This is a genomic window from Sinobacterium norvegicum (assembly GCF_923077115.1).
Lineage (GTDB): Bacteria > Pseudomonadota > Gammaproteobacteria > Pseudomonadales > Sinobacteriaceae > Sinobacterium > Sinobacterium norvegicum.
In genome coordinates, this window is record NZ_CAKLPX010000001.1 from 1,434,361 (window position 1) to 1,452,679 (window position 18,319).

The window sequence follows — 18,319 nt, forward strand, 5'->3', positions numbered from 1 at the left end:
CTTCCCCTCATATTAATATGTAGATGAACTAGCATCCGACACCTCAAACACCGGCGTTTTTTATCGCGTAAAACCGGGAATATAATCGGCATCCAAGCACTATTGAGAATATAATCGAGATATCCTTACATATTTTACGTTAACTGATTCAACCCTATAGAGAAAGTGTTTTCTTGCACTACGATTCAAGGACGACTGTGATGACGAAAACACGTGTTTTCTAATCGGGACATCCATGATTATATTTGACGTTAACTGATTCAATCCTATAGTTACAGTGCTTTCTTACACCACGAATCAAGGATGATTGTGATGACGAAACCACGCAAGGCTATAGTGTCGCTTGATGCTACCCCCTACTACCACTGTGTATCCCGCTGTGTCCGCCGCGCCTTTTTATGCGGCAACGGTAATAATGGTGCCTGCTACGAGCATCGGAGGCAGTGGATAGAAGATAAGATCAACGCGCTTGCCGCTATTTTCTCCATCGATGTCTGCGCCTATGCTGTCATGTCTAACCATTACCATGTGGTGCTGCATATCGATAAAGCAACGGCTGAAAGCTGGTCGGCAGATGAGGTGATTAGGCGCTGGCATCAGCTCTATAAGGGCACAGCTCTTACCCAGCGTTATGTGAGGAATAAGGCTGCTATGTTGCAGGCAGAAATAGATGCCGTCGATGACAGGGTGAAAGAGTGGCGACTAAGGCTGACCAATATCGGCTGGTTTATGCGCAATATCAACGAACCGACAGCGCGGCAGGCCAATCAGGAGGATGGCTGCACAGGCCGCTTTTGGGAGGGCCGTTATAAATCCCAGGCGTTGCTAGATGAGCAGGCTTTAATCAGCTGTATGGCCTATGTCGACCTTAACCCGATTCGTGCTGGCATGAATAAAACACCTGAAGGCTCCCTTCACACCAGTATTCGGCGCCGTTGCCAGCAAGCCAAGGCGGCGTTTTCACCCAATCATCGCCAACAACAAGTCAAAGAGTTGATGCCCATGATCGGCAATCCCAGAAGCAGTATGCCTAAGGGGATAGCGATAAGGCTAACGGATTACTTGGAGCTGGTTGATTGGACGGGGCGAATCATTAGGGAGGACAAGCGAGGGGCTATAGAGCGGCAGCTGCCGCCCATATTGGATAGACTGCAGCTCGACCCTAAGCATTGGCTTTATTTATCACAGCATTTTGAAAGCCGATTTAAACGCTTGGTTGGCACTGCTTACGCACTAAAACGTGGTGCCGAAGCACTGGGGTATCGACGAACACCGCAGAGCTGCATTCAGCTGCTCGAATAACCGTTACTTTATCAATAAAAAAATGACAGGGTTTGTACTCTGGGACTTCTTCTGCCTGACCCTCAATGAACGGACGTTAAAAGCACCTTACAACGTGATTATTCACTCTCGTCGGTCATAAAGATCTCATTTTATATTTAATAGGCTTAGTCGATTAAACGAATCAGCCAAACTGCTAGGGGTGGATGTCCTTTTTAATAGCAGCCAAACTGCCTGGGGTGGATGTCCTTTTTAATTTAGTATTATAAAAAAATGACAGGGTTTGTACTCTGGGACTTCTTCTGCCTGACCCTCAATGAACGGACGTTAAAAGCACCTTACAACGTGATTATTCACTCTAGTCGGTCATAAAAATCTCATATTTTATTTAATAGGCTTAGCCGATTAAACGAATCGGCCAAACTGCTAGGGGTGGATGTCCTTTTATATTGCTTGTTATACGGCCTCCAACTCTTCTCTCATACTTTCCTTTTTAGCGCTCAGCCATTCATGGACTTCACTAACATAACCACTCCAGCAACCGGATGTAGAAGCAAGATCGATTATCTTTGAAAGCCCAGTTGCTCTTTCCCAGCCAAGCCTTTCGATTATGTCACTAATAAATTCATGCTCATTATCGACAGCTATAATCTCAGCTGCTACCTCTATGATCTCATTAAACTCTTCATTTTCAGTTTCTCCAATATCGATCAACAAGGAGTGGAGATACTTTTCAGGTTGTGAACCGTCCGGCAACGTGAATTGTTTGATGATGGAAATTGCTTTTTCTTTAGCCTGCAGAACATTGTCGTCGTGGCCAGTTAACACTCTATCTACAGCAGTGTTCTTCTCCGCAGGAGAACGATAAACGTCTCCATCTAATACGAATAGGGAGTTTTCGCAAGGCTCACCGCCAAGTAATAAGCCCCCAACCGTTGTGAAACAGTTAGTGGCCGCACCATATCTACTTACAGATGTGTATTTTATGAGCTTCAGATTAGCTGCTACCTTTCTCACAATTGCAGCTGCCACATCATCTTCTACGAAAACCTCTATAGGTTTAGGCTGGATTCCTGTAAGCCTATTAATTGCATCAGGTTTTGTTTCGTTGAAACATAGGGTCTTATGTGGGCGGCAAACGATATGCCTTATGTTTATCCTATCTTCGAGCTCTAAAATACTTTCACGGTGAGTTGTAAAAATAACCTGAAGATTCTTGTCATTTGAGCGCTCCAAAACAACATCCACGAGCTTCTTCATAGCTTGGTCATGAAGTAGTAAATCAAGCTCATCGATCAATATGAGGGAGTATTTTTTAGCTCTGAATATCTTCTCAAGAATATAAAATACTTTTTGTTCGCCTGCACTCATACTAAGAGCAGAGTATCTTAGTCCATCTACCTCGACACCAATAAAGTCTTTCCCACGTGCAGTATGTACATTGTAGCTAGAATAGTTTCGATTGAGTATTCCTGATGCTTTTTCAAGGATGGTATTGATAATATCTTCAGTTATTTCCTGCGTAGAATAATTAATTTTGGCCTGTTTTTTTTCTGACTCGATCATTGGGACGCACTTATCAATACCAATATAATATACGTCTCTCTTTGGCCTGTTAGCGTACCTTGGTGTCCATCGAACCTGTGTCTTCTTATATTCTCGATATATATTTGCGGACACCAATTCAGCATCTCTGAAACTATGAATAATACTCAACTCACTCTCATTCCACAGAGCATCAGTACTAGGGAGAAAAAACCAACTGAACTTGTAGTTTTCTCCATTTTCATTTGGTGAAAAAGCGCAAGCCAAAGCGTGTAGGATTGTCGATTTTCCATTTCCATTTGGGCCTAATATTGCAGTAACGGAAGCCCCTTCAAAAGAAATTTCAAGATCAGTCAGGTTCTTCAAGGACTTGACCTTCAGCGAGTGTAGAACTTGTTGCGATAATGCCATATATTCCTTCTTACTTAGCGCAGGGTAAAACTATTGATTCGTGTAACAGTGAATTAATAGGCCAACAGGCGTTATATGTCTTTTGCTGTTTTCGCCCACTATATATCCACCAAAAGTATAATTATTATATTTATCAATTGCATACAGAGATGACCCAAAAGCAAATCGAGCCCGAAGTCAACAATAACTTTGTTACAGGGTTTTCCCTGTAACAAAAACGCCACCTAATACTATCAACAAGTTACAAGCTATTCTACCGTGTTCAAGAGCCCGGTGGCTTCATAACACGGTAGCTTCCACCCCAAAGCCACCACCACCTCATCAGCTGGGCATCTTCAGCAGGGATGCTGAAGCTGAGCCTACAGGGAAGTATTCACGGCGTCCCAGAGGATGAGGTGGCGGCGGCTCGAAGCACCGTCAGCCATAAGCGCTACCCAATGAGCCGGACACTTCGCACCGCCGCTCCGTCAGTCACACCCCGCTCCTGTCGCTGCGCTTTTTAAAGTCGCAGGCAATGACTAACTCCACGGCTTAAGCTCGCAACCTCACCCCACCCGATACCCCCGATCCAGCTGACTCACCCCCAGCCCACTCATCTTCTTAATCTCAATCTGCACCGGAATCCGCTCTTTTAAGGCCTCAACATGGCTGATCACCCCGATCATCTTGCCGCTGGCATTGAGGTTGTCGAGGGCGTCTAAAGCGATGTCGAGGGTTTCGCGGTCGAGGGTGCCGAAGCCCTCATCCAAGAACAGGCTGTCGATCTTGGTCTTGTGGCTGACCAAGTCCGATAGCGCTAACGCCAGCGCTAAGCTGACAAGAAAGCTCTCGCCACCGGAGAGCGTCTTGGTATCGCGCATGGCATCGGCCTGCCAGGTATCGATGACCGAGATCTCCAGCGCTTCGCCGACTTTGCGGTCGAGCTGGTAGCGGCTGTGTAACTGCGCCAACTGCTGATTGGCCAGATGAATCAGGTAATCCAGGGTTAAGCCCTGGGCGAAGACGCGGAATTTTTTACCGTCGCCGGAGCCGATCAGCCCCTTTAAGGCCTGCCAGTCATCATAACTCTGCTGCTGCGCCTCGATCTCTGACAACAGTGCTTGCTGCTGCTGGCGCTTGTCGCTGTCGGCCTTGAGGCGCTGTTCGATCTCACCCAGCTGCTTGTTGGCCTCGGTAATAGCCTGCGTCACCTGTTCGATCGACGCGGTCAGCGCCGGCAGGCTTAACTCACCCAAGGGCTGCTCTTTGGCCTGATCGAATACAGTCTGTGCCTGCTGTTGCAACGCCTTGGCCTGTATCTGCTGGGCCTGTAAATGCTGCTTTAAGTCTGTCAGCCGCCGGTGTTCGTCATCGGCCAACAATGCCGCGGCATACTCCTGCTCGCTGGCAAACATGCTATCCGCCAAGCCCTGTTGCCAGCGCTGCTCGGCGGCCTCGGCCTGGGCAGACTGTTTGGTATGGCGGTGTTGATTATCACGCAACTGCGCCTGCACCGTGTGGGCAGCCTTATTCAACTCGGCCAGTGTATCCTGCAAGCCTGCCAACCGCTGTTGACACTGACTCAGCTGCGTTGCTAACCGCTGTTCCTCCGCCGCGCAGTTCTTGTCGCCAAACAGCGCCACACGCTGATCGTTAGATTGTTCAATGGCATTGGTTAGCTCAACCGTCTGCCCCTGTAACTTATCCACAACGTCCTGCTTATCCTTCAGCTGCTGGGCCAGACCCCGCTGACGATGTTGTTGCTCCAATATATCCTTGGCCAACTGCTGCTGTTGCTGGCTCTGCTGCTGATAGTTTTCGCCCTCGTGCTGCCGCTGTGCCAACCACGATGATTGCTCGGTCAGCGTCGGCAAGGCGGTAAAACCGGCGGCGGATAACTGGGCCAGTAATTCGGCCTCGATGGCTGCTAAGCTTTGCTCGGCCAGCTGTTGTTGCTGCTGGCACTGCTGTTGTTGGTTGTGCAGATTGACAGACTGCTGCTGTAGCAGTTCGCCGTTACTGTGCTGCTGTTGCAGCGCCTGCGACTGTGTGGCCAGGGCATCGATGGCCTGTTTTAACGCCGCCTCTGCCTGCTCTACCGACTGCCATTGCTGGGCTAACAGCAGCCTGGCCGATTCGGCCTGCTCGAACAATGCCTCGATCTCGGCGGCATCGGCGTCGAGGGGAAGCTGCCAATTCAACGCCGTAGTCTGCTCAAGCCATGCATGGCGCTGCTCGTCTAATAGATTGTGCAACTCTTGGATTTGCTGCTCTAACGAAGTCACTAAGGCATCGAAGGTGGCCTGCTGTTGGCTGGCCGCCGTGCCCTGTTGCTCCATCTCGCTTAAGCGCTGTTGCTGCTGCACTAACCGCTGCTCGCTGGCGCTGCTGTCGGTGGCCTGATAGGCGTCGATAGCCGGGTGGTCAGGGGAGCCACAGAGCGGGCAGGCATCGCCGGCCTGCAACTGATCGCGGTAAGCCTTGAGGCTGACGATCTCACGCTCCAGCTGAATACTGTACTGCAGTGACTCGATCAGCTTCTTGTGCTGACTGTAGTCGGCTCTCAGCTGCACCACACTGGCGGTGGCCACTGCTTGATCCCGTTGATGTTGCTGTAATTGCTGCTGTTGGCTGCCGAGCTTTTGCCGGTTGGCGGTATAGCTTTGATACAGGTGACGACAATCCGCCAGCACGGTTTGCTGTGCCTGCTGCCGTTGAACATCGGCCTTCACCTGCAGAGCGCTGGCGCCGTTTAATACCGTGAGTAACTGCTGATTGAGCTGCTGTTGCTGTTGTTGATCGTGCTCAAGCTGGCCCTTCAACAAGGTAATCGCCTGTTGCTGGCGGCCCTGTTCGGTGACCAGTTGCTCGACCTCTGCCGTATAACGCTGAGAATTAGTGGCCTCGGCGGTCAGCCGTTGCTGCTGCGTTGCCCGGTCGGAAAACTTCGATTGCCACAGTGGCAGCGCCGCCGACAAGCCCTGATGATGCTGGTTGGCGAGCAGGGTCTGGTCGAGCTGCTGCTGTTGCTCGGTCAGCGCTTTAAGGCTAGCGATGAGTTCGGCATTCTCGGCCTGCTGGGCGACAACCATCGGTTGCATCTTCGCCTCTTCGTTAGTGAGCGCCAACTGCTGTGATCTCAAACTTTTTAAGCTCTCATCCAGCGGAATGATATGCTCGGTGATCAGCTGGTGGGTTTGTTGCGCCTCGCTGGTCGCCGCCTCGACGGCGGCGACGCCAGCCTGTTGCTGCGGCGCCAACTCGGCCTGTTGCTGCTGGTTGAGCCGCTGCTGCTCAGCCAACACTGTTGCCGCCTGGATTAAATCCACCACGCCACGCTGTTGCTGCTCGGCATCGACAAACAGCGGCTGCAGTTTATTGGCCGGCTCGCTGGCCGCCAGCCGCTGCAAATCCGTCGCGTGATCGATCAAGCCCTGCTCGGCGCGGTTAAATTTAGCGCCGGCCTCAACCAGCTGTTGTTCGGCTGACTGAAAATGCTGCACTCGCTCCAGCGCCTGGCGATGATCGGCCAACTGTTGCTGCTGCTGTTGGGTTTGCTGCTCCAACTGAGCCTGCAATAGCAGCTGTTCAGCCAGTGCCTCTGGCGTTAACACATCCACCGCCTGGCTGCGTTGGCGCAATAGGTTTAGCTGGCTCTCCTGTTCGCGGGCGCTGTCGAATACCTGCTGGGAGATTTGGCCATAGATTTCGCTGCCGGTGATCTGCTCTAACAGGTCGGCTCGCTTGCCGGCATCGGCATTGAGGAAGGCGGCAAAGCCACCCTGGGCCAATAACATCGACTTGGTAAAGCGGCCGAAATCGAGGCCGGTAATGCTGGCGATCTGCTGGTCCTTCTCCTTCACCTTGTCGGCGAGAATTTTATCGCCGCCCTCGCCCTCGCCCTCATACTCTCCAGTGGTGATTTCGGCTAATTCGACCTTGGCCGACTGCAGCTTGCCATCGGCGGCACCGCGGGCACGGCGCACCGACCAGAAGGCTCGGTAGCGTTTGTCCTTGACCTCAAATTCGACCTCGGCCAGGCAATCGCCGCTGTGCCGCGTCATTACCTTGTCCGCCGGTGACGGCTCATTCAGCCGCGGCGTGCGGTGATACAGCGCCAAACAGATGGCGTCTAACAGGGTGGTCTTGCCGGCACCGGTGGCACCGGTAATAGCAAACAGACCGTTACTGGCAAAGGGCTCCTGGGTGAAGTCGATCTTCCACTCGCCCTTCAGCGAGTTGATATTCTTAAAGCGCAGCGTCAGTATTTTCATTGCCCCGCCTCCTCATTCGCATCTTCATTCAGGCTGGCCACCACCTGATCGAACAGCACCGCTAGGCGCTGCCGTTTTTGTTGCTGTGGCTCGCCCTGCCAGTCTTCGAGCTCCAGGCGTTTATCGAATACCTGTGCCGGGGTGAGTTCCTGCAGCGTCACCTTGGCCTCGGTGGCCAGGCTTTGCAGCCGCAGTTTGCGCTCGCGGCGCAGCAACAATACCTCCAGCGGCAGGCCGTCGATCATCAACTCGATGCGCTGCTGTAGATCGTTGAGATAATCCTGCGTGCTGACTTCGATATCGAGCCAGGCCGGCAGGCTGGCATCATACTGTGTCGCCAGCGTCGCGATCTCAGCCTCGATGGTTTTCAGATCACCCTTGATCAGGTGCATCGGCTGAAAGCGCGGAATCTGACAGGGGCTGACGCGGCTAAATTGGCCGCCCTCGAACTCGGCGATCAACACGATTTTATCGTTGCTCAATTCATCGAAGCTGAGCGGAATCGGCGAACCGCAGTAGCGAATATGGTCACTGCCAGCGACTTTTTGTGGCCGATGAATATGGCCCAGGGCGATGTAATTCAGCGGCGGAAACGCCGAGGCGGGAAAGGCCTCCAACGTGCCGATATAAATATCGCGCACCGACTCTGAACTCTTGGCGCCGACGGTGGTGAGGTGGCCGGTGCCGATGATTGGCAACCTAACGCCGTACTGTTGTTCGATCTGTTGCTGCTGCGCCTCGGCTAACTGATAGATGCTGTGGTAGTGCTCGGCAATGGCCTGCTGCAAGCCCTGTTGCTTTTGACTGCCGCTGAGGCCGGATTGGCTGAGGGTGATATCGCGGGGGCGCAGAAAAGGAATGGCGCAGATAATCGCCTGCGGCAGCTTGTCACCATCGCACAGGGTAATCACCTGTTGCGCCCTATCGTCACAGGCACCGGGGATGACATGGGTATTCAAACAGGCTAACAGCGCCTGGGATTCCCCCAGGGTGGCGACCGAATCGTGGTTGCCGCCGAGGATGATTAAATGCACGCCGGTACGCTGTAAATCGACAACAAACTGGTTGTATAACTCGCGGGCATAGCTCGGCGGTGAACCGGTGTCGAAGATGTCGCCGGCAACAATAATGGCATCGATCTGCTGGGCAACGGCGGTGTCGATCAACCAGGCTAAAAACTGCTGGTGCTCGGCGCGGCGGCTCTTGCCCATGAAGTGTTGGCCAAGATGCCAATCGGAGGTATGAATGAGTTTGAAAGAGCTGTTTAACGCGGTATTTTTCGGCATCGAGGGGCAACGAGGGTGGCTATAGAATAAGCCCTATAACATACACCATCGTGGTGTTATTTTGTATTGCGGCGGCAGAGCTTCGCAACTGCTGCCACCACTATTGACCCGGCCGACTTAGAACTGATCTGGTCGCAGCAACGCATCCTGACCACCGTCAACAAACAGAATCGAGCCACTGACGTAACGGGCCGCGGGGTCGAGCAAAAACAGCATTGCATCGGCAATCATATCCGGGGTCGCCAAGTCGCCATAGGAAATGCACTTGCTAAACTCACGCGTGGCATCACCTAAGGTTTCATCGGCAAAGACTTTATCGGTCAGCGGCGTGCGAGTCATACCCGGGGCAATACCGTTAAGGCGAACGCCTTTGCGCATCATCTCGGCGGCGTTGCGACGGGTCCATTTGGTCAATGCATTTTTCGAGCCGGCATAGGCGTTGTGGCCATCCAAGGTCTCAATCAGCGCACAGGCCTCGGCCTCCTTACCCGCTAATAGCAACTCGATATGCTCTTCATTGAGGCCCGGCAATGGCGCCGAATTTGAACACACCGAGACAATGGCACCGTTCTTTTTCGCCACTAAGTCGACGACGCCTTCGATGGTGGCGACGGCGGCAAAATAATTGACCTGAGTAATCAGCGACAACGGCTCCGCCACCGGTGGCAGGCCGGCGCAGGCGACGAAACCATCGAGGCCATCGGTGGCCAATTCGGTAATACCGGCAATCGCATGCTGACGGCCCTCAACCGTGGATAAGTCGGCGATGATATCGGCGTTTTTTAAATCGACCACAATGACGCGATCACCGCGAGCCTGCAGGCTTTCTTTGAGGGCGGCACCAATACCGCTGGCACCACCGGTCATGGCATAGGTTTTAGTCATTATTTCGCCACCATATTACGGTCGCCCCAATAGGCGGTCATCTGGCTGATTAAGCCGTCGTCATTAAACTCCATCACATCGAGGGTTTCGATCACCAAATCGACACCCTTGGGGTGGGCCAGCATCGCCGCCGCCCCCCACTTATCACGAATGCGTGCATTACCCTCTAACTCCATCAGTTCGACGCTGTCGATGGCGATCTGATAAAACGCGCGCAGCGCCTCTGTGCCCTGGTGGGCACCGGTGCCGATGGGGTCTTCGACCACGGCATCGGCGGTAAACAGTTCGAGGATTTTTTCGACATCGTCGCCGCTGACGGCTTCGACATAGGCTTGTAAGGTGTCGGCAATGTGTTGGTCGTTAAGCTTGCTCATCAAGGTATTCCTTATTGTTCTTGTATTTTTAAAAAAGACTATTGGCTGTATTCGACAACCGCGCTAAACGCCGAGGGTATAGCCGCCGTCGACGGTCAGCGTTTGGCCGGTAATAAAGCTGGCCTGTTCACTGCATAAAAACAGTACCGCACCGGCAATATCCTCTGGGCTGCCCCAGCGCTTCAGCGGTGTCTTTTCGATAATCGGGTCGTTGAACTCGGGCATATTTTTCATAAAACCGGTCATCCGCGTCTCGGTCATACCGGCGGCGACGTTGTTGGCGCGAATACCGTGCTCGGCCCAGGTCAACCCCATCGACTTAGCCATCTGCACTAAGCCGGCCTTGGCGGCACCGTAACCCGGCACCATCTCATTGGCAAAAAACGAGGTGAGTGAAGCAATGCCGATAACATTGGCCCCGCCGCTAAGCTCGCTGGCCTTGAGATGCTCTAAACAGGCACGCGACAGGTGGTAGGCCGAGAACAGGTTCACTCTGACAGACTCTTCAAAGCCGTCGTGTTCCCACTCATCACCGGCCGGCATGCTGGCGCCGGCGTTGTTGATCAGTATATCGAGGCCGTCTAACGAGGCAGCTAAAGCTTTGATAGCCTCGGTGTCCTGCACCTTTAGGCTGCGGTATGCAAAGCCGCTCAAATCGACATCGTCATAATCCTGGCTGCTTGCACGTGTGCCGGTCACCGTCACCGAGGCGCCGGCATCGGCGAAGGCAGTAGCAATGCCATAACCGATACCACTGGTGCCACCGGTGACCAACACCTTGACGCCGTTGTACTGATAGATCGTTGTATTGTTCATCGGGGTTATCCTCGTACTCGCTTCACGGGAAAGGCGTCATAGTAAAAATTAAAATTCTCTCGCAGTTGATCGGGGTCGGCACCAAACTGGCCTTTAAGATCGTAAATTACCTTGCCATAGGCGCCTTTGTGGGCATCGACAAATTGACCGAGTTCGGTCCTTGCCTGTGCCGTCATTTCGAGGCCAGCCTTTTTATAAATCTGCTCAACCCAGCCAATATCGTCTTTAATGAGTTGATGGAACGGTACATCCAGACTCTGCGCCGCCGGCAGTTTATCGCGGTCGTTGGCGCAGGCCTGTAATAAATGCTGTACCCGTTCGGTCCAGTAATCGAGTAATTTGGTGGTCTCTACTTTTTTTCGACTCATCCGTTGGCCGTACCCCAACATGGTCACCGATGACTGGATGACCGAGACGGGATCGCGATGGGTAATGGCAATGGTGGCATCGGGGAAAACCTTGTGCAGTACCGGTAGCTGTTCGAGATGCTGCGGGCACTTCAACACCCAGCGCGTCGGCAGATCGGTGTCGCGCTGCTGCCAAGTTAATAGCTTTAATACATCGCGCATGTATTCATATTGGTAGGTTTGATCTTCGGAAAAATAAAAATCGCGCCAGCGCGGTGAATGACACAGCCACTCGTAGTTATAGGAGCCGAAGTTTGGCCCCATCAACTCCAGTTCCTCGTGAATATGCTCGGGGTTCATCGGATGCATCGCTGCCAAGTGTGGCGTCATCATTTTCATCATATCCCAGGCATCGCTGCAGCGCTGATAACGGGGGTCGGTGCCGTCCTCTAACAGTCCTTCATTGGGCAGCGGCACCGGCTCGTAGGATTCCCACAACGGCAGGGCGCGCAACCGTGAATCCGCCGCCATCAGGTTTAATAAATGGGTGGTGCCGGAGCGCGGCAGGCCGGCGACAATAATCGGCCGTTCGATCTTTACAGCTAAAATCTCTGGGTGCCGGTTAAACTGATCTTGGATTAGCAAACGGCTAATGGCGTGCTGCAACAGCTTATTACGCAGGCTTAAACGACCGAGACCGCTCAAGCCTTGATCGCTATTCCACTCGTCGCAGAGTAGATCTAAACGGGGTAAAAAGTCGCTTGGGCCCCAATCACTGAGGCCGGTTTTACTCTCAGCCTCGGCCATAATCGACTGGCGATCGAGCTCAACGGTTAAGGTCTTACCGTAGTCGACGGCGGACTGCTGTAACTCGCTGTAAACCGGGTGGGCGAGGTCATCGATGTGTATGTCATTGCTCATGTTAGCGCTATCCTGCGGCTCTCGTTAAGCCATTATTTAAACGGTAGTAAAGCCGTTACTTAAAAGAAAGCGAGGCTGTTTTGCCGCCCTTTAACAACTTAATTTGGTTTTCCAGCCAGCCGTTAAGCCAGAAATTATCGGCCTGTGCCAGCAGCTGTTGATGGACGCTGATTGCCAGTGCCACGGCGCTCTCATGCTGCGGTTCAACCGCCATTACAATATCCACCAGGTGTAGGCATTGCTCTAACTCGCCAGCATCGGCCTTGCCTTGTGCCCGCTCGACTAACGCATCGACACCGGCCAGCTCAACCAAGTCGCTATAGACATCGCTGGCCGGCACACTATAGAGTTCGGTGGTCGATTGGTGGTGAAACCAGCCCGCATAGCCTTCCCAAATAGCCCGCACACTCCACGATACCTTGCCGTAGCCCTGGCCGACTTCACACTCGGCGGGCAGAGTAATCTCACGCATCAGGGTATGTAGGTCTTTGCCCTCGTTCATGCCTTTGACTGTCTCATCGTGTACATAGAGAATGGCATCGCGAATCGCCGTCACTTCAGTTTTGATTAAATCGGCACCCATGACCGGTGCATGGTGGCCATAGAGTATCACCTCGGCATTCAAATCGAGTACGGTCTGCGCCGCCTCGGCACAGGTAATAGCGTCGCGGTAACGGTCGCCACGTATGGTCACCAAATTGGGGAAGTGACCAAAGGGGCAGCCAAAGATATTACCGGTTAAACAGATCTTATGCTGAGGCAGCCAAACAACTAAAGAGTCGTTAGTCTCGGCGCCTTTAACGCCAACCAATACTACCTCCAAACCGCCGAGGCTGAAGTCGTAGTAATCGTCGAAGGTGATATCCGGGGTTGGACTATCCTGGCCGTTGATGTCGGTATAGCCCTGCTCAGCGTAGTAAGCGAAATCTTTTTGAAAACTATCGAGAAAGCGAAAGGCGGCACGCTGTGAGCGGAAAGGACGCAGGCGCTCGTCATATTCCTGATGCTCATGATTACCCGACTGGGCAATGTATTGCAGACCCTGGTTACGATCGCGGAAGAACTGCACACCGCCGACATGATCGACATGGCCCTGAGTACTGATCACATATTGAATATTATCGGCGTTACTGAGGTCCTGATAATTCTTATAGTGCACCGGCGCCTCATAACCCATGCCGGTGTTAACCAGAATATTACCCTCAGTGGTTTCGATCAGATAACTGTTGGAGCAGCCCTCGGACATGACAATAAAGTCGTTGACCCGCTCACCGCCAAAACGAGCAGAAAAAGGCGCGTAGGGGCGTGATTGATACAACGGTGTTCTCATAGTGACCTCGTCAACAGTTAAGCTTACAGTATTAACTATATCGAGCCAGCAGCACAAAGGCAACAACTTAATACGCAGTATTAACTAAATTTTATCAGCGGTGTATGCTAGGCAGCACGATTTACCCGAGAATAGGAGCTTGAACACTTGAAGACAGTGAGAAAAGACAGCCTTGAAACAAAACGACTATTAGTCGATGCGGCCGAGAAATTGTTCGCCGAACAGGGTGTCGATAACGTTAAGATGGTCGATGTCAGCCAGGCTGCGGGACAAAAAAACCGCAACGCCGCCCAATATCATTTTGGTAGCCGCGCCGGCTTGATTACCGCGGTACTCAATAAGCACGGCCGCGATATCAGCGCCGACCGCCGTCACAGGCTGGCCCGGGTTGTACAGCAGCCCTGCCACGACCTGCAGGATTTAGTCGCCGCCCTGGTACTGCCAATCAGCCAGCATGTTCGCCATGCTGAGAATGGCCGAACGTACTTAATGCTCAATCGTCAGCTGATCAACAATGACGACCACATCAAGTTGGTCTGGGGGCGAATGAATAATTTCGACGATGTCTTGCAGCTACAACAGATGATGACGGCAAAAATACCCGCCCATGCCAAGCCGGTGATTCACGCCAAGATGGTACTGATTCAATCGATGCTGTTTAATGGCCTGGCCAGCTTTTACGACCTGTCAACGCAACAGGATGACTCCACCTTTGTCGCCACGTTGTGCAGCAGCATCGTCGCCGTGCTGACCTGTGATGTGAATAGCTAAATCACGGCACACTAGGGTGCCAACAGCCTCTGCTCCAGTGCCTGCGCATCGGTCAGGCCGCCGACATTGGTAACCTTGCTATAGCCTAAATCTTGCAGAGTTTTCAGTGCGATACCCGAGCGTCTGCCGCTGCGGCAATAAAGATAAATCTCGGCCTGCTTATCCGGACTCACCGCCGCAATATGATCGGCAATAACGTCGAAGGGTATATTGACCGCCTGCGCCACATGGCCCCGATCAAACTCTTCAGCGGTGCGCACATCGATCCACAGATCCGGTTCAGCCTGCGCCGGCAGTGCTACCACCGCCATCATTGCGGTAAAAATAATCGCCACTAATACCGACCAGCGTTGCGGCCCCTGTTCAATCGCTATCATTGTCCTCTCCCCGCTGTGATTCTCGAAAATTGTCACCACAGTATAAACCCTACGCCGATTGCTCGGCGAAATAAACAGCGGACGCCGCCCAGCGAAGCCACTATAATAGCGGCCAGTCATCACGTCTCTCTTGCAAAGGCCCCACCATGGCGGACCACCCACAAGCTTTGGTCGATAGCATTTATGCTGGTATTGTTGAACCCACCCCCTGGCAGCCATTTTTGCAGCAGCTGCGCCAGGCACTCAATTGCCAGGTGGCCGGCATGTGGTTTCGCTCACCGTTTACCGAGCAGGCAACGCTGTCGATGAGCGATAGCGATGAGCAGTTCACCGATTTTATTCCGCTGTTTTTTCAAAAATTTCAACAGCAATCACTGATCTTTAAACAGCCAGTAGAGCATGGTGAGGTGACGCTATTTTCCGAAGTATTAAGCAAGCAGGTGATCAAAGAGAGTGCTTTTTATGCCGACTATTTAAAACCGAACGATATTATCGATGGCCTGCAACTGTATATTGAAGAGCCTAACGGCCTACAGATGTGGATTCAACTCGGCCGCTCATCCCAGCACCGCTACTTCGATCAGCAGGATAAGGACTATTGCAACCAGTTCTCCACCCACCTCTGCCGTGCCCTAACGATTTATTCGAGCCTCAAGAATGCCGAGGCCAGAGCCAATATCAACGCCGAGGTCGTCGAGCAACTGTCTGTCGGTATTATTACCCTCGACCGCAACGGCCACATTGTCGACACTAACGACATCGCTAAATCGCTGCTGACAAAAGCCGATGGTATCGAAATCAACCAGGCCAAGCTGCGCCTGCTCGATAGCGAACAGCAACAGGTGTTTCGCCGTGCACTCGACAGCGTCATCACCGAGCAAGACAGCAGCCCGCTGTCGCCCAGTGTCGAGGTGATGCGTATTCCGCAGCGCTGCGGTATGGACCTCGGCTTACTTATTCGCTATGCCGCCACCACCCCCTGGTATCAGGGCCGAGGCTGTCCGTCGGTGGTGATCTATCTCTGTGACCCTGCGGTGCAGCGTGATACCCGCGAAGCCTTTGTCGCCAAACTGTTTGGCCTGACCCTGGCCGAGGCCTCGCTGGCGATATTGTTATCCGACGGCATGACCATCAGCGAGGCGGCGATCAGCCTGGCACTCACCGAGAACAGCGCCCGCACGGTCAGCAAACGCATCTTTGCCAAGACCGGCACCCGCCGTCAGGCTGAACTGGTTAAACTGATTCTCAATAGCGTCGCAATCCTCGGCTAACGATTTTACTATATCGCAACGATTTAGCGAAAAACCGTAGGCAAAAAAAAGCCCGACGAATCGGGCTTTTTCAGCGATCACACGGACAAGTTACTCACCGGCGATCTGCTTAACGGCACGCTGACCAGAACGCACAGCACCTTCGATGAAACCAACATGGTCATCATCGGTGTGCTCACCGGCGAAGTAGACACGACCATCAGGCTCGATGAACGCACCCCAATACTTCATCACCTGACCTGGCGAGTAAGCCGCGAAGCCACCCATGGTCCACTCTTCACGGTGGTAAGCATAGAGCTTAGCATCGACGAAGTATTGGCTTGAATTAGGGTACATCTCTTCGATCTGCTCGAGACGGTTGTTGATAATATCCTGCTCGCTCCAGTCGATCTGCTGATCGGTATAGCTACCCGAGCTGTAGGCAATTAAGATACCACCCTCACCCTCTTGGCTCTCGGTGCTTTCCCAAGTCCAGCCGATCTGGGTATCAGACAAGGTGTCACCACCGAGGCCGTAATCCAACCAAAAACGCTTGCTGTATTGCATTAACACCTTGGTGTGCGAGCCGTAATTAAGATTATCGGCAGCCTCTTGCTTCCAATCTGATAGCGCTGGAGTAAAGGCAATGCGGTTCAACACTGTTGAAGGCACGGTAACAACGGCATAATCGGCGCTAAATTTCTTACCCGCCGCAGTAACCACAACACCATTACCATTTTGCTTAATCGCAGTTACCGCATGGTTTAGCAGTACCGGCTGAGCGAGGCGATCTTCAAAGGCTTCAGCAAAGGCACGGCCGCCATCAAGAAAGCGCAAAATTTCTGATTCATTATCGCCAACACTCTGGTAAAAAGCATACTGACGCGCCATATAGAGCAGCGATACATTCTCAGCATCATCAAATTCGGCGCGAATATAGTGTTCGCCTAACTCTTTGGCAATGGGGTGTAGATTTAGACCATCGATCCACTCTTGAACCGTGGTGTTATCCAGTTCAGCGGCATTTTCAGACAAGCGCGGGTCACCCGATTCATGGATCAGATCACCCAATGCATCGAGTTCGTTATTAAAACGATTGTAGTCCTGACGTACCTGCAGACCCAGCTCACGCTTCAGTGAGCCGTAGGGAATCAACTGGCCTTCAATGTAGTAAGCACCCTCTTCGATCTTGCCCCAGTAACCTGTGCTGGCCATCTCCACGTCAAATTCATCGGCGTAGTTATTCACCTCGGTGTGCACACGTGGGTGATCGATTAATTCGCCGCCGGTTTCACCGTGCTGGCCACCCATGTCCAGGCTGCCGATACGGCCGCCAATGCGGTCGCGCGCCTCAAGAACGGTAACACTATAGCCGCGCTGCTCTAATTCATAAGCCGCGGTTAAACCAGCCATACCAGCGCCAACAACCACTACTTCTTGTTGTTGAGCTGTGGCGATACCACAAACAACAACCGACGTGCTAAGGGTTAAACCCAGCATCGCCTTTTTCACAAAACGTGAAATCATACATACTCCAATTATTTTTTTTGTCCAAGGGAATTGCCAACCAGCAATTCTAACGCACCAACATAGCCGCGGCGTAAAGTATAAGCAACAGCATGGTTAATATATTTACAATAGCAACATGCAATTATGTGACGCGCGTCACATATATAACCACGAGTACATCACTTAACATTGGCTAAACCGCTGATTAACCTGTTTATTATTTTCAATCAGCAACACGGCGCGACTGCCAGTAATGGCGCCGCCAGTAGTGGTCGCTTAATGGCGTAATTGTCACACCTAGATTGGTTGATGCGTGCAAAAAGGTACCGTCACCGAGATAAATGCCGACATGCCGGCTGTTAACACCGGTTTTAAAAAAAATCAAATCGCCACTTTTTAATTGCGTCCGCTCTATCTGCCTTCCCACCAGCGACTGCTGTGCCGTCGTCCGAGGCAGGCTTTGGTTGAACTGTTGATCGAAGGTGGTTTGCACAAAGGCCGAGCAGTCTATCCCCGCTCTGCTATTGCCACCGTAACGGTAGGGCACACCCTGCCATAACTGATACTGCTGCTGGAGACGACCATCGACCGACGACGGAGATGAACCAGCCTGTTGATGATCAGTGCCATTGTCCCCTCCGAGCAACGCCCTGGTCTTGCCGGCGACAACCGGAGTAACATCGCCGCTGCCTAACAGGCTGGGTTGCTGTGACGAGGCACAGGCGGTGAGTACAACCATAGACAGCGCAATAATACAGCGCCGCATCAGGCAGTAGTGCGCGCGGCTTACAATGTAGGAATTATACGGCATGGTAAGACCATCAAAAAACAGCCATCATATTAGCATCTGCTGCGACAATAGTTGATCTAGATTGGCAGGCTGGTCGGCAAAACTTGCTCTGTTTCACGCTATCGAGCATGGCTTTTGGCCCCTGCCAAATACCTCTTAATCAGCCATTTTTG

15 protein-coding genes are annotated in these 18,319 nt (G+C 52.5%); 4 read left to right on the top strand and 11 right to left on the bottom strand.

The window, feature by feature from the left end:
* The first annotated feature begins 312 nt into the window (after positions 1–312).
* Entirely contained in the window at positions 313–1,302 is a 990-nt protein-coding gene (locus L9P87_RS06375) for a transposase (protein WP_237443838.1), read from the top strand.
* A 435-nt stretch (positions 1,303–1,737) separates the two neighbouring features.
* Here the strand turns inward: L9P87_RS06375 and L9P87_RS06380 are convergent, their stop codons facing one another.
* Positions 1,738–3,237, bottom strand: coding sequence for an AAA family ATPase (locus L9P87_RS06380; protein WP_237443839.1), 1,500 nt, complete (start codon positions 3,235–3,237; stop codon positions 1,738–1,740).
* A 344-nt stretch (positions 3,238–3,581) separates the two neighbouring features.
* Between L9P87_RS06380 and L9P87_RS06385 the strand changes: the two genes are divergently transcribed.
* Positions 3,582–3,740, top strand: coding sequence for a hypothetical protein (locus tag L9P87_RS06385; RefSeq protein WP_237443840.1), 159 nt, complete (start codon positions 3,582–3,584; stop codon positions 3,738–3,740).
* A 42-nt stretch (positions 3,741–3,782) separates the two neighbouring features.
* Here the strand turns inward: L9P87_RS06385 and L9P87_RS06390 are convergent, their stop codons facing one another.
* From L9P87_RS06390 to L9P87_RS06420, 7 genes are all read right to left on the bottom strand, one after another.
* Positions 3,783–7,490 carry an SbcC/MukB-like Walker B domain-containing protein gene (locus L9P87_RS06390; protein WP_237443841.1) on the bottom strand — a complete coding sequence of 1,236 codons (3,708 nt, stop codon included), beginning with the start codon at positions 7,488–7,490 and terminating at the stop codon, positions 3,783–3,785.
* Positions 7,487–8,776, bottom strand: coding sequence for an exonuclease subunit SbcD (sbcD, locus tag L9P87_RS06395; protein WP_237443842.1), 1,290 nt, complete (start codon positions 8,774–8,776; stop codon positions 7,487–7,489). The genes L9P87_RS06390 and sbcD overlap by 4 nt, the downstream gene beginning before the upstream one ends.
* A gap of 117 nt (positions 8,777–8,893) precedes the next feature.
* Entirely contained in the window at positions 8,894–9,661 is a 768-nt protein-coding gene (locus L9P87_RS06400; RefSeq protein WP_237443843.1) for an SDR family oxidoreductase, read from the bottom strand.
* Complete coding sequence (locus L9P87_RS06405; protein ID WP_237443844.1) at positions 9,661–10,035, bottom strand: nuclear transport factor 2 family protein; 375 nt, start codon at positions 10,033–10,035, stop codon at positions 9,661–9,663. Before L9P87_RS06405 ends, L9P87_RS06400 begins: the two co-directional genes overlap by 1 nt.
* A 63-nt stretch (positions 10,036–10,098) precedes the next feature.
* On the bottom strand, positions 10,099–10,851 hold the full coding sequence (locus L9P87_RS06410; RefSeq protein ID WP_237443845.1) for an SDR family NAD(P)-dependent oxidoreductase: 753 nt from the start codon (positions 10,849–10,851) through the stop codon (positions 10,099–10,101).
* A 5-nt stretch (positions 10,852–10,856) separates the two neighbouring features.
* A complete protein-coding gene (locus L9P87_RS06415; RefSeq protein WP_237443846.1) occupies positions 10,857–12,119 on the bottom strand; it encodes a sulfotransferase family protein in 1,263 nt (420 codons plus the stop codon).
* Positions 12,120–12,174: 55 nt separating this feature from the next.
* Positions 12,175–13,449, bottom strand: a complete 1,275-nt coding sequence (locus L9P87_RS06420) for an MBL fold metallo-hydrolase (protein ID WP_237443847.1) — start codon at positions 13,447–13,449, stop codon at positions 12,175–12,177.
* Positions 13,450–13,605: 156 nt separating this feature from the next.
* Between L9P87_RS06420 and L9P87_RS06425 the strand changes: the two genes are divergently transcribed.
* Positions 13,606–14,220 carry a TetR/AcrR family transcriptional regulator gene (locus L9P87_RS06425; RefSeq protein ID WP_237444382.1) on the top strand — a complete coding sequence of 205 codons (615 nt, stop codon included), beginning with the start codon at positions 13,606–13,608 and terminating at the stop codon, positions 14,218–14,220.
* An 11-nt stretch (positions 14,221–14,231) separates the two neighbouring features.
* Here the strand turns inward: L9P87_RS06425 and L9P87_RS06430 are convergent, their stop codons facing one another.
* Positions 14,232–14,597: a rhodanese-like domain-containing protein gene (locus L9P87_RS06430; RefSeq protein WP_237443848.1), complete on the bottom strand. Its 366-nt coding sequence runs from the start codon at positions 14,595–14,597 to the stop codon at positions 14,232–14,234.
* A 146-nt stretch (positions 14,598–14,743) separates the two neighbouring features.
* Between L9P87_RS06430 and L9P87_RS06435 the strand changes: the two genes are divergently transcribed.
* Entirely contained in the window at positions 14,744–15,868 is a 1,125-nt protein-coding gene (locus L9P87_RS06435; RefSeq protein WP_237443849.1) for a helix-turn-helix transcriptional regulator, read from the top strand.
* 90 nt (positions 15,869–15,958) lie between these two features.
* Here the strand turns inward: L9P87_RS06435 and L9P87_RS06440 are convergent, their stop codons facing one another.
* Both L9P87_RS06440 and L9P87_RS06445 read right to left on the bottom strand, forming a co-directional pair.
* Positions 15,959–17,374: a flavin monoamine oxidase family protein gene (locus tag L9P87_RS06440; protein ID WP_237443850.1), complete on the bottom strand. Its 1,416-nt coding sequence runs from the start codon at positions 17,372–17,374 to the stop codon at positions 15,959–15,961.
* 205 nt (positions 17,375–17,579) lie between these two features.
* The gene (locus L9P87_RS06445; RefSeq protein ID WP_237443851.1) at positions 17,580–18,167 is read right to left on the bottom strand and encodes an NlpC/P60 family protein; all 588 of its coding nucleotides are present in this window, start codon (positions 18,165–18,167) and stop codon (positions 17,580–17,582) included.
* Positions 18,168–18,319: the final 152 nt, after the last annotated feature.